The organism is Limnohabitans sp. DCL3, assembly GCF_048019295.1.
Classification (GTDB): domain Bacteria; phylum Pseudomonadota; class Gammaproteobacteria; order Burkholderiales; family Burkholderiaceae_C; genus Limnohabitans_A.
Genome location: NZ_CP171842.1, coordinates 416,699 through 429,619, shown reverse-complemented (window position 1 = coordinate 429,619; position 12,921 = coordinate 416,699). Strand labels below are relative to the sequence as shown.

The following is a 12,921-nucleotide window of genomic DNA, read 5'->3' as shown; positions in this document are numbered from 1 at the left end:
CAGTTTAAGTGTTTGTCAATTGTTAAAAATGACAAATTCAAACGAAAAAGGAGTCCCGAGGGACTCCAGTTTGTTGTGGAACCTGCCGAACAAGTGTCCGGCTGGTTCTTGAGCAGGTACTTCGGCTTAGAAGGACCAAGCACCCCGCACTTGGGCAGAACTGCCTGTCAGACCATTGCCACCTTCATAGCGGTAACCGATTTGCACTTCAGACGTCTTGGACGTTGCGAAACGCAGGCCGGCGCCCACGGTGTACGAGGACTTGGGCAAGACCACACCCGTCGTGGTGAAGGCTGTGGCCGTGGTGTCGCCCGCATAGTTGGCCACCACATCGGTATTGCGCATGCCATTGTTGCGGTTCACAGCCACCAAGAACTCAGGGTAGAACGTGGTGCTTGCACCCTCAATGGCGGTGTTGAACCGCAGACCCAAGCTGGCACGCGTGCTCGACATGTTTTTGCTGTCCACATTCAAGGACAGGGCGTCAGCACCTGTTTCGCTGTAGGCTTTTTGCTTCAAGCTGGCGGCTTCCACCGAGAGCATGGGCGTCAACACATTGACCTTGCTGTCGTCAATACCAATGCGGTAACCGGCAGACAACTTCACGGTCGTTTGGTTCAAGTCCATGTCGGCCTTGGCGATGCGGGCAATCGCTGTGGCGCGGCTGCTGTCGAGGCTGTGCTGGCTGAAAGCCAACGCGCCGTCCACAAACACGTCGCCGTATTCCTGAGTACCGTACACAGCGAAAGTGCCCGAATTGAGCTTGGCCGAGTCACCCAAGCGGAAGTCTTGCTGTGAAAGGTTGGAGGCCACATAGCTGAAGGAGCCACCCACCACACCGTTGCCCACTTTGGCATCGGCACCCGCCACCAAGCCGGAAGTGGTCACTTTGTAGCCATCGTAGTCACCAATCGCTTTGGCCTTGCCGCTGGAGCCGAGCACTTTCACCCAGCCCGTGTTGTCTGTGCCCATCTGACGGCCATTGCCATTCAGACCCGCCATGGCCACATCGCCACGCAAAACCGACAGACGTTCACCCACAGCGGTCAAGACCGACGAGGTGGAAGCCAAAGCCGCTTGTGCGCCAGAAGCGTTGGCAATCGGTGCCAAACGCTTGACCTGAGTGGCCAAATTCTCCTTGGTGTTACCAAAACCCCACTGGTCAATGTCCAGCTTGTTGAACACGGTTTGCATGTCGCTGGTGTAGCCAGCGCCCGCAGCTGCCAACGCACCCAGACGGTCAGCGGCATCGTTCGAGAAATGACCGACTGTTTCAGAGCGTGTCTGATAGATCGACGCGGTTCGGTTCACCATCAACTCGAGGTCTTGATTGCCGTTGTTTTGACGCAGAGTCAAAGCAGGAGTGAGGCCACCCAATACAAAACTGTTGTGGCTCAGAGTGACAGCACCGGTTGCAATAACACCTGCCCCGGAAATCAAGGTGGCGATAGGTGTATTGGCCGCCTGTGCGTTTGCAACGCTGCCCATCAGCGCCACATTGATCTTGGCACCACCCGTCAAAGTTAGAGCACCCGTGGTGGTCAATTTGCTGGAATTAGAAGGCACCACGGCACCATTGCGTGCAGACACTTGACCGGCATCAACAGAGAAGTTCAACGTAGCGCCATTGGTGGTGATACCGTTCGCACCCACGTTTGTCTGTGTCGGTGCGCCTGTGAGGGTACCGTCGACATTTTTAACAAAAACCAAGTTGGACGGCGCTGCACCGGCTGTACCAAAAGTGGCATCTGTGTTCAAGGTCGTACGGGCATTGGCCAAAACCAGCGCATTACCCAAAACTGCGGGGGTTTGTGCAGTGCCAGAGGTCAAAGTCGCAGTGGTTTTGCTGCCATCTGCAGTAGAACCATTGCCGATCTCCACCAGGCCCGCGAAAACATTGCCCGAAATAACGTTCGTGACTGCACCCGACGTTGCACCGTTGAAGACAACCTTGGTCAATGGATTACTTACGGTTCCAATAGCTTGTGTGCCGTAGTTGCTGCTACCCAAGAAATTCAACGTACCACCTGTCGTTGTCGAATAGCTGGTAATGCTACCTGTGATATTTTTACCGTCAGCAACTTTGACAGTACCACCATTGCCCCAAGTGCCCGCGACACCCGAATCACCATAAGTTGAATACAGATTGTTGTTCAAATCCAGCAGCCCGGCTGCATTGGTGGAGCCAAAAACCAAATTACCCACCAAGCCTTGACTCAACAAGACGGTTGCGTTACTTGGGCCAACGTTCAAAGCACCCGATCCGACTGTGACAAGGTCGCTAAAGTTGACAGTGCCAGAACCTGCATAGATTCTGTTGGGTGTTACTGCAGCAACAGAAGAACCCACAGCGCCCGACACATTCGAGTTACCCGCAAACAACAATGTCGAATTTGACGCATTGGTTAACTGAATTCCACCAGCGCCAAAAGTCACGTTGACATCATTGCCAACTTCCAATGTACCTTTGCCGTCAACACCACCAGTGGTTTTGCCGAAATCCAAGGTACCTGCCATGCCTGAAGCAGACGAGGAGGAAACGTTGTTCAACTCCAGTTTGCTGAAGTGACCCCCCATATTGACGTTACCCGTCAACTTGCCGCCCACTTCGACCACGGCTTTGTCGGCAGAGATGGTCAATGTGTTGACCGTCGTATCGCCAGAAGCCGTGTTCAACTGAACCAAGGAACCTGCGCCCTTCACATTCACAGCATTGATCGCGTTGACTGCGCCAGTGACATAGCTGCTGCCTTCGAAGTTCAAAGTGCCATTGTCGGTCGCAGAATTCACAACACTGCCGGTGATGTTGCTGCCGTTGGACAACGTTAAAGTGGCGTTATGCCCTTGAAAATTGACAGAGCCAGTCAAATCGGCACCGCCATTCAAGATTGATGAGCCTGCAGCCTCAAATAAAATTCCCGAATAAACGTTGCCATTGAAAGCAACATTCGAACCATTAATATAATTTGCTACGCTTCGCACTTCACCATTAATAGAGTTATTTCCAGAGAAATATGCATTACCATCTATATTTATAGCATAACCGCCTACAGCCTGCGAAGCGCCGCCCGACTCAAAACCCAAACTAGCATACGCATAATTATTTCCATCCAGCCAAGAATCCGTGAAATATGCATATGATTTAGAACCACGCGTGACATTATCAACCGAACTACCTGCACCAAAATAATAACTATCAGTACTTGAATCAACGATTTGAGCAAATTTATTAGATACGTAAACACTTTCGCGTTTTGCATCTGCCCAGCCAAATCCACAAGAAACCCATGCTGACGAGTTGTCACCACAAGCATGATTAAATGTACCGCCAATAGTTACACCAACATTTCCAATAAGAATTGCACCCGCATTACTGTTATTCCCATAGGAATAAACTACAGAGTTTCCATAAAAAATATCGCCGCTTCTGCTTTGATTAACACCATATGATCCTGCTGTACCCACCATACCCAAAGAAACTTGCGAATTAGCAACCACGGGGTTTTCCACTAAACTATATGCGGATTGCGTATTGAAATGATCCTGATTAACTATCCAGGAATCATTCCAACCAGTACCATCAGCAAAGACTCGCGTTGATGACTCATTAGTTGTAGTGAATCCATATTGTGAACCAAGATAAACGGGATCAGCATTTACCGTCAAAGAAAATACAGCAACCAAACCTATCATAGCCACAGCCACAGCCCGACCAGCAATTTTGGTGATCCGATACGAAAATTGTTTTTCCATTTTGAAGTCCTTTTTGAAAAATAGGTATTTGAGTTAATCAATCACTTCACTTGCGCTTGATCGCGCAGGCGTTTGATGTGGGCATCGACAGCCTGGTTTTCCAGGTTCTGCTGAATTTGGTTTTGCAACTGCGCCATGGGGGGCAGGGTGAAAGGGCGACGCCCTTCCAGGCGGATCACATGAAAGCCATTGGGCGTGCGCACCGGTGCCGCGGTGACCTGACCTGGGGTCAGCTTGCTCACCTCTTGGGCAATGGCGGGCACCAGCGTGCCTTCAGGCACCCAGGGCAGCAAGCCTCCGCTGGCTTTGGTGCTGGCGTCTTTGCTGGCGAGCTGTGCCAAGTCTTCAAACTTGCCACCCGAATTGAGTTGGGTCAGCAATTTACGGGCATCGTCCTCGCTGCTCAACAAAATTTGGCGCATCTGCACCTCTTGCTGGCCCATGCGGCCTTTGAGGGCTTCATATTCTTTGGCAATGGCCTCTTGCCCAACGGGGTTTTGCTTGAGCCATTGCTGCAGGTAACTGCGTACTTTGAGGGTTTCGGCAGCGTATTGGCCTTGCGCTTGCAGCAGCGGACTGTCCACGCCCGATTGGAGGGCCGCCTGCAGCAAGGTTTCGTGTCGGACCAACTCTTCGCGCGCCAGAGCGCGCGTTTGCGCATCGTCTTTTTGCCCTGCCGACAAACGCGCAGCCACCAAGGCATCCAGTTTGATGGCAGGAATGGCCTGGCCATTGACGACCAGTCCATCCGCCGCCCATGCGCCAGAAGTCCACATCAAGCCAGCCAAGACCCACAGAAGCGACGCACCCATCCAGTCGGGCAGGCTGGCAATGCCCGAGCGGACACCAGCTCCCATTGTTTTTGGGACTTTGATACTAGAATTCACGTTTGATGCGTTAAAAAACAGATTTTTACACTTTAAAGCTGTATGAATCAACAAATCTGACAATTTATGACATTTTTTGACGTCAAGGGGCGCTTGTCTGATGGGGCGCAAAACTTGGGGTGGACGTTTGTCCGCCAATCATGGCGCCGTTGTCGCGACCTGGCTCAGGCGCTGGGCTGGATGATCGCCCTGCTTGTGTGCATGCACCCCGTGGCTGGCGCTGCGCCTTTGCCACCACAACACCAGGTGACCAGCGTCAATCTGGAGCCGCATGCTTCTTTGTGGGTGGATGACACGGGTACTTTGACGATTGCCGATGTCTCAAGTCCTGACCATGCAAATCGCTTCAAACAGCTCCAGGGGCCACTGAGTCTGGGGTTCACCCCCTCTGTGGTGTGGGTGCGAATTGATTTAACCAGTGCCGAGTCATCCCAGTGGATGCTGGAAGTGGGCCAACCCATCTTGGAAGATGTCAGGCTCTACCACCGCAGCCCACAGGGGGACATGCAAGAGCGCCATGGCACGCTCAGCGGCTTGAATCCGCAACGCGAGACCGATTACCGCCGCCCCGTGTTCCAGGTTGACCTGAAGGCCGGGGTGCCAGAGGTCTTTTATTTGCGCCTGACCAGCCGCACCTCGATGGTGACGAACCTCAAACTGTGGTCGCCCATGGCCTTGTTTGAGAACAGCAACCTGGAAACGTTCATTTGGGGTTTGGTCTTTGGCTCCTACGTGTTGGTGGTGTTTTTTTACAGCGCTTTCTGGATTTGGACGCGTGAAAAAATCCACCTTTTTTATGTCCTGTATGTCAGCACCAATTTGGGGGCCGCGTTCTTGACCGGTCGCTGGAACGACATGCTGGGTCTGCAAATCAACACCCACATACACACCCTGGCGCTGGGTATTTTTGTCTGTTTTTCACTCTGGATTGCCCCCGTCTTCACGGCCTACTATTTGGGCGCTCACCGCATATGGCCCCGAACGGTGCGGGTCTTTCTGAGAAGCTGCACCACGGTGTCTTTGCTGTGCATTGGTTTGGTGCTGATGGGCTACTACAGCCAAGGGGTCTTGGCCATTCAAGTAACCAGTATTTTTGTGATTTTCATCAATATTGCCGTGTCTGGCTACTTGGCATACAAAGGGGAAAAAAAGGGGCAACTGCTGCTGTTGGCGTTCAGCCTTTTCTACATTGGGGTGATGTGGCGTTACCTGCGCAACATCGGCCTGATTGAACCGAGTTGGTGGAATGAGAGTGTCTACCAGGTGGGTGCATTCATGCACATGATGGTGATGAGCACGGGCATTTTTTCAAGCTACAACGCGCTGCGCCGGAAATCAGAGCAGGAGCGTGCCCGCGCCGATGCCCAGGAGCGGCAACGCGAGCGGCAATATGAATTTTTGGGCATGGTCTCGCACGAAGTTCGAACGCCTCTGACTGTGATTTCAGCGAGTGCTGACAACCTGATGATCGATGCGTCTTTGTCGGTCCATGCCAAAAATCGGGCCAGCAAGATCATTCGGCACACGGAAAAATTGCAGAAGCTTTTTGACACTTATTTGAACAATGAGCGATTGCTCAACGGGGACAGCGCCATCCGCATGTCCGACATCAATTTGGTCGCGCTGTGTGAGGCCTTGGTGCAAGATATGAAAGACGCCCACGGGCTGGACATCCAGTTCAGCACCCCCATTGAAGTGAGCCTGCGCTGCGATCCGGACCTGCTTCGCGTGGCCATTTCCAACTTGCTTGAAAATGCACGCAAACATGTGCCTGTTAAGTCGAGCATCGCATTGGCCTTGAGACGCGCCGAAAACAAGGTCCAAATTGCTGTGACCGATCAGGGCCTGGGCGTGGATGATCGTGACATGCCCTACATATTTGATGCGTATTACCGCGGGCAAGGCGCCTACACATCCGTTGGCTCAGGTTTGGGTCTTCACTTGGTGCAATTCATCGCCCAACAGCATCACGGGCGGGTTCATGCCCAGAAGTTGCAGCCCTGCGGTATGGAGTTCGTCATCGAAATTCCAGTGCAACAACCGCCTCAGGAATCGGCAATGACACAGTCTTTTTCGATCACATAACCGGCACCGTGCACGGTTTTGACAGGAAAGACCGCTGAGGTGACACTGGCCACTTTTTTGCGCAGGCGCAACACCAAGACATCCAGATTACGAGGGTCGTAATCTGCAAAATTCTTTCCCAGTGACTGAACGACTTTTTTGCGGCTGACGGTTTGCCCCACCTGCTCCACCAAGACCTGCAAGAAAGCACTTTCCTGCGCGGTCAATCGGATCACGACCCCACCCGGCGCGCGAAGCTCCCAAGTGGACAAAATCAGACGCCAACTGGCCGTGGCCTTGAGCCGCCAGCTCAGCGACTCCACCACAGCACCCAACTCCTGCAGCCTGACGGGCTTGGTCAGGTAATGATCAGCCCCAGAATTGAACCCATCGATGCGGTCTTGCGTGGCGTCTTTGGCCGTGAACATGATCACCCCGCAGCGCACGCCTTGGTCGCGCAGCTCTCTGACCAAGTCAAGGCCATCGCCGTCCGGCAAGCTGCGGTCCACCACCGCGATGTCGGGTTTGTGCGTCAAAAACAAAGACGAGAATTGCTTGATGGTCCCCACGGTTTGAACCGCATGCCCCAAGCCTTGCAAATACGCTGCAAACTCTTCCCGAATGTCTTCCTCGTCGTCCAATAAGATCACATTGGCCATGTTCACCAAGCCTCCACAATTCGGTCTGTCAAGAAGTCATCCCGGTTCACCATGCGGTCATTGAAGCCTGATGTTTGGAGCATGACGGCTCTGCCAACGGCACACACTTCACCACCATCGAGCGTGACGAATCGCGGGGTCAAATACCCCATCAAGAACTGAACAAAAAGTTCATCACGTCACCGTCCTTGACCACGTAGTCCTTGCCTTCGGCGCGCATCTTGCCAGCGTCCTTGGCGCCTTGCTCGCCCTTGAATGTGATGAAGTCGTCAAAGGCGATGGTCTGGGCGCGGATGTAGCCTTTTTCAAAGTCGGTGTGGATCACGCCCGCCGCTTGCGGACCGGTGTCGCCGACATGGATGGTCCAGGAGCGCACTTCTTTCACACCCGCGGTGAAGTAGGTTTGCAGGCCCAGCAAGCTGTAAGCCGAGCGGATCAGGCGGTTCAAGCCGGGTTCGTCTTGGCCCAGCTCTTTCAAAAACTCCAGGCGATCGGCGTCTTCCATCTCGGACAACTCGGCTTCGATCTTGGCGCAAATGGCCACCACAGGCGCATTTTGCTTGGCCGCAAAAGCCTTGAGGCGATCAAGGAAGGGGTTGTTCTCGAAACCGTCTTCGGCCACGTTGGCCACGAACATGGCGGGCTTGGCCGTGATGAAAAAGAACTGCTTGAGCTCAGCGCGCTCTTCCTTGCTGAAATCGATGGTGCGCACCGGCTGGGTGTCGTTCAAAGCCGTTTGGCACTTTTCCAAGATCGCCAATTGCTTGGCAGCGTCCTTGTCGCCAGATCGGGCGATTTTGCTGACGCGGTGGATGGCTTTTTCAACCGCCGCCAAGTCGGCCAAACACAACTCGGTTTGAATGACCTCGATGTCGGCAATCGGGTCCACTTTGTTGGCCACGTGGATGACGTTGTCGTCTTCAAAGCAGCGCACCACGTTGACGATGGCGTCGGTCTCGCGGATGTGGGCCAAAAACTTGTTGCCCAAGCCCTCACCCGTGCTGGCGCCGGCCACCAAGCCTGCAATGTCCACAAACTCGACGATGGCGGGCACGATGCGCTCGGGGGTGATGATCTCGGCCAACTGCTGCAGGCGCGGGTCGGGCACTTCCACAACACCCGTGTTGGGCTCGATGGTGCAAAAGGGGTAATTCTCAGCGGCGATGCCGGCTTTGGTCAGGGCGTTGAAAAGGGTGGATTTGCCCACGTTGGGCAAGCCCACGATGCCGCATTTGAGGCTCATGAGGGAACTTTCGGTGATTCGGGTGACAGCGCCGGATTTTAACGGGTGGTCTGAGTCCGTCAGAGCCGCTCCCCAAGTAGGGGCTGTGCCGAATGGTCATGGGCGTGCGCTCGTCTGGCCATTCGGGGGGCACCTACAATGCGGGCATGGCTTTTCACCCTGATATTTGCATCCGCGGCGCTGGCATTGTGGGCCGGACTTTGGCCCTTTTGTTGGCCCGGGAACGCCTGCGTGTGGCCTTGGTCGATTCCCCGGTCATGGCGGGTGCCGATGTGCGCGCTTATTCCCTGAATGGGGCAGCCAAAGCGCTGTTGCAAGACCTCCGTTGCTGGCCCGACAGCCCCGCCGTCACCCCTGTGCATCAGATGCAAATTTGGGGCGATCGCGGCGGGCAACTGCACTTTGCGGCGCACGAATCAGGCGTGGGCGAGCTCAATTGCATGGTGGACGTGCCGGTGCTGCAAACGCTGCTGGCGCAAGCCGTGCAGTTTCAGCCCCAAATTCAAGTGGTGCAAGCGCCTGTCGCCGCCCCCCTGACGGTGGTGTGCGAAGGCCGCGCCAGCCAAACCCGGGCTGAGCTGGGTGTGAAATTTGACACCACGCATTACGACCAACACGCTGTGGCGACGCGCTTGGTGTGCGCACGTCCCCACGAAGGCGTGGCCCGTCAGTGGTTTGGCTGGAGCTGCGCACCGGGTCTTTCGCAACCGCAGGCCGAAGTGCTGGCTTTGCTGCCTTTGGGCGGTGAAGGTGGGCGCGAAGTGGCGCTGGTCTGGTCGGTGCATCCGCTGCGGGCGCAAGAACTCATGGCCCTGAATGCCGAAGACTTTGCCGGCGCGTTGGGCCAAGCCTGTGGCCATGCCCTGGGCGACATGCAGCTGTCGGCCGAGCGCGCGCTGTGGCCCCTGCAATTGGCCCGGGCCGAACGCTGGATCGGATCCATGCCAGGACAGAACCGACAAGCCTTTGCCCTGGCGGGCGATGCGGCCCACGCCCTGCACCCGCTGGCCGGTCAAGGCCTGAACGTGGGACTGGCCGATGTCGCCGAGTTGGTGCGGGTGATCCACGCCAAAGAATTTTGGCGTCCCCTGCATGACCCCAAACTGTTGCGCCGCTACGAGCGCGCGCGCCAAGCCGATGTGCTGGCCATGGCTTGGGTGACCGATGGGTTGCAGCGCCTGTTTGCCCAGCCCGGCCCCGTCTGGCAATCCCTGCGCAACCTGGGCCTGCGCGGCTTTGACCGCAGCGGCCCTTTGAAACACTGGATGACGCAGCAGGCCATGGGCCCGAGCACCCCACCCCAGTCGGGCCAAGCCCATGGCTGATCCGTTTTTTTCTCTTTTGAACCCGAAAGCCCCCACCATGAAGTTGGCCCTCTCCAAACTGGCCCTGTTCCTCGCCACCACGGCTTTGTCTTTGGGCAGCGTGATGGCCCAAGAAGCGTCCATTCGCAAAAACCTGACCGAACGCCTGCCCAACTTGCCCAAAATCGACGAGGTGAGCAAGACGCCCATGAACGGTTTGTTTGAAATCCGCATGGGCAACGATGTGATGTACAGCGACGTCGAAGGCAATTTCCTGATCCAAGGCTCGCTGATCGATGTGAAGCAAAAGCGCAACCTGACCGAAGAGCGCATGGAAAAGCTGTCGTCGATTCCCTTCGACCAACTGCCCTTGAAAACGGCCTTCACCCAGGTGCGCGGCAATGGCAAACGCAAATTGGCTGTCTTTGCCGACCCCAACTGCGGTTACTGCAAGCGCTTTGAAAAAGACCTGCAAAAGCTGGATAACGTGACCATTTACCACTTTCTGTACCCGATATTGGGCGAAGACTCCAAAACCAAATCCAAAAACATTTGGTGCGCCAAAGACAAGGCCAAGGCCTGGAACGACTGGATGATCCATGGCACCACCCCGGCCGCAGCCAACTGCGATGCCTCGCCCGTAGACACCATCGTGGCTTTTGGTCAAAAAATGCGCATCACCGGCACACCCATGATTTTGTTCGCCGATGGCACCCGGGTGCCCGGCGCTGTGCCCATGGCGCAAGTTGAAAAAATGCTGGCAGACATCAAATGATGACCCCTCCCGTCACCGAAGACCCCACTTGGCACCTGATCCGTCGCCTGGGCTACGCCGGGCTGATCCCCTTTGTCTTTTTTGCGCTGTGCCTGTGGCTGGTGGGCCCGGAATTGCACCCCTATGTCGCCCTGTCGATGCAAGGCTACGGCGCGGTCATCGTGTCGTTTTTGGGCGGTATCCAGTGGGGCGTGGGTTTTCGCAATGCCCTGATCACGCCCAACGCACCTCGCATCCATTTCACCTGGGGTGTGGCGCCTTCTTTGCTGGCTTGGGTGGGCGTGATGATGCCGGCCTTCGCGGGCTTGCCGCTCTTGGGTTTTGTGCTGATAGGCTGCTATGCGATGGACCGCCGCACCTGGCCCTCAGCAGGTCTGGCCCCTTGGCTGCCGATGCGATTGCAACTCACCATCGTGGCCAGCCTGAGCTGTTTTTTGGCGGCCGGTGCAACCTGAACGAACACGCCCATGACCTCTGTCCACTACCGCATCGAAGCCAGTGACCTGCATGCCCACCTGTTCACGGTCACCCTGACCGTGGCTGAGCCGGCGGCTGCGCAAACCGTGTCATTGCCGGTCTGGATTCCGGGCAGCTACTTGGTGCGCGAATTTTCCAAAAATTTGCAAAACCTGCGGGCCCAACAAGGCCGCCGCACCCTCGTGTTGACTCAACGCGACAAGTGCACTTGGACCATGGACTGTCAGCTCGGCTTGCCTTTGGTCTTGAGCTACCAGGTGTACGCCTTCGATCATTCGGTGCGGACTGCTTGGCTCGACAGCCAGCGTGGTTTTTTCAATGGCACCAGCCTGTGCTTGCGCGTTCATGGGCAAGAGCACTGGCCGCACCTGTTGGAATTGCGCCCCATCAAGACACGCCCTGACTGGCAAGCGGCCACGGGCCTGCCTCCCGTCAAGATCACCCCCCAAGGTTTTGGTCTATACCAAGCGGCTGACTACGATCAGTTGGTGGACTGCCCCGTGGAGCTCGGCGCTTTTTGGAGCGGCACTTTCACCGCCTGTGGCATTGCCCACCGCTTTGTGGTGGCAGGCACCCTGCCCTCTTTTGATGGTGAGCGCTTGCTGAACGACACGCAAAAAATCTGTGAAGCGGCCATTCGGTTTTGGCATGGGCGCGGCGCGCAAGCGGGCAAGAAAGCCCCTCACGCCAACTACCTGTTCATGCTCAATGCCGTGCACGAAGGCTACGGTGGGCTGGAGCACCGCAACAGCACCGCTTTGATTTGCAGCCGGGCTGACCTGCCTCGCCAAACAGCCCCCCAAACCGGTGAGGGTTACACCACCTTGCTGGGTCTGATCAGCCACGAGTACTTCCACACTTGGAACGTCAAGCAGCTCAGGCCCGATGCCTTCGCAAGCTACCGCTACGGGCAAGAAAATTACACGCAACTGCTGTGGTTCTTTGAAGGCTTCACCAGCTACTACGACGATTTGCTGCTGCGCCGAGCCGGGCTGATCGACGATGCAAGCTACCTCAAGCTGTTGGGTAAAACCATCGCGCAGGTTCAGCAGACACCGGGCCGACAGCTGCAAAGCGTGGCCCAATCGAGCTTTGACGCTTGGGTCAAGTATTACCGGCAAGATGAAAACACCCCCAACGCGACGGTGAGTTACTACACCAAAGGCGCGCTGGTGGCACTGTGCCTGGACTTGCGTTTACGCCAGGAAGGCCAAGCGCTGGATGCCGTGATGCGTGGCCTGTGGAAACGCTGCAAGGCCGGCCCCATGCGCGAACAAGACCTGCTGGACGAACTGCAGGCCCTGACAGGTCGCTCTTGGGAAGATGAAATCCAAGCTTGGGTCCACAGCACAGCCGAGCTGCCACTGCGGGAACTGCTCGCCGGGCAAAACGTCCACATCGAGGCCGACCCCCACACCATGGCCCAGCGGCTGGGACTGCGGGTGAGCGAGACCGGCGCCAGCGTGCAGGTCAAAGGTGTGCTGCGCGGCAGCGCTGCCGAGGCGGCCGGACTGGCAGCGGGCGACGAATGGCTGGGTCTGGACGTTGGCAACAAAGCCCAAGGCGGCAGCTGGCGTTTGAGCAAACTCGACGAGCTGCCCATCCTGCTGGGCCAAGAGCAGCAACTGGTGGCGCTGGTCTCCCGTGACAAACGTCTGCTGCGCCTGCCCCTGAAAGTACCCCCAGAGACCAGCGGCTGGCGACTGACGATGCACGCCCCCATCCCAGCGGGCCAGTGGCCCGCAGCCTGATCGGCGTT

The 12,921-nt window shown here is 56.3% G+C and carries 9 protein-coding genes; 5 read left to right on the top strand and 4 right to left on the bottom strand.

Translation table 11 applies throughout. The features are described from left to right. Positions 1-126: 126 nt before the first annotated feature. A complete protein-coding gene (locus tag ACHEXK_RS01950) occupies positions 127-3,753 on the bottom strand; it encodes an autotransporter domain-containing protein (protein ID WP_416547572.1) in 3,627 nt (1,208 codons plus the stop codon). Positions 3,754-3,794: 41 nt separating this feature from the next. Beyond that, positions 3,795-4,610: a peptidylprolyl isomerase gene (locus tag ACHEXK_RS01945; RefSeq protein WP_416547571.1), complete on the bottom strand. Its 816-nt coding sequence runs from the start codon at positions 4,608-4,610 to the stop codon at positions 3,795-3,797. A gap of 96 nt (positions 4,611-4,706) precedes the next feature. Here ACHEXK_RS01945 and ACHEXK_RS01940 point away from each other — a divergent pair, with 96 nt between their 5' ends. Further along, positions 4,707-6,725 (top strand): 7TM-DISM domain-containing protein, encoded by a 2,019-nt coding sequence (locus ACHEXK_RS01940; RefSeq protein WP_416547570.1) that lies wholly within the window; start codon positions 4,707-4,709, stop codon positions 6,723-6,725. On the opposite strand, the gene ACHEXK_RS01935 is transcribed toward ACHEXK_RS01940, so the two are convergent. Together ACHEXK_RS01935 and ychF are read right to left on the bottom strand one after the other, a co-directional pair. Next, complete coding sequence (locus tag ACHEXK_RS01935; RefSeq protein ID WP_416547569.1) at positions 6,686-7,363, bottom strand: response regulator transcription factor; 678 nt, start codon at positions 7,361-7,363, stop codon at positions 6,686-6,688. The two genes, ACHEXK_RS01940 and ACHEXK_RS01935, sit on opposite strands and share 40 nt — an antisense overlap. 151 nt (positions 7,364-7,514) lie before the next feature. After that, entirely contained in the window at positions 7,515-8,606 is a 1,092-nt protein-coding gene (gene ychF, locus ACHEXK_RS01930; RefSeq protein WP_416547568.1) for a redox-regulated ATPase YchF, read from the bottom strand. A 146-nt stretch (positions 8,607-8,752) separates the two neighbouring features. On the opposite strand from ychF, the gene ACHEXK_RS01925 reads away from it, so the two are divergent. The 4 genes from ACHEXK_RS01925 to ACHEXK_RS01910 are packed head-to-tail and all read left to right on the top strand — an operon-like array spanning position 8,753 to position 12,913. Then, positions 8,753-9,931: an FAD-dependent monooxygenase gene (locus tag ACHEXK_RS01925; protein ID WP_416547567.1), complete on the top strand. Its 1,179-nt coding sequence runs from the start codon at positions 8,753-8,755 to the stop codon at positions 9,929-9,931. 37 nt (positions 9,932-9,968) lie between these two features. Beyond that, a complete protein-coding gene (locus tag ACHEXK_RS01920; RefSeq protein ID WP_416547566.1) occupies positions 9,969-10,685 on the top strand; it encodes a DsbC family protein in 717 nt (238 codons plus the stop codon). Beyond that, positions 10,682-11,140, top strand: a complete 459-nt coding sequence (locus ACHEXK_RS01915) for a DUF3429 domain-containing protein (protein ID WP_416547565.1) — start codon at positions 10,682-10,684, stop codon at positions 11,138-11,140. The genes ACHEXK_RS01920 and ACHEXK_RS01915 overlap by 4 nt, the downstream gene beginning before the upstream one ends. Positions 11,141-11,152: 12 nt before the next feature. Further along, positions 11,153-12,913 (top strand): M61 family metallopeptidase, encoded by a 1,761-nt coding sequence (locus tag ACHEXK_RS01910; RefSeq protein ID WP_416547564.1) that lies wholly within the window; start codon positions 11,153-11,155, stop codon positions 12,911-12,913. Positions 12,914-12,921: the final 8 nt, after the last annotated feature.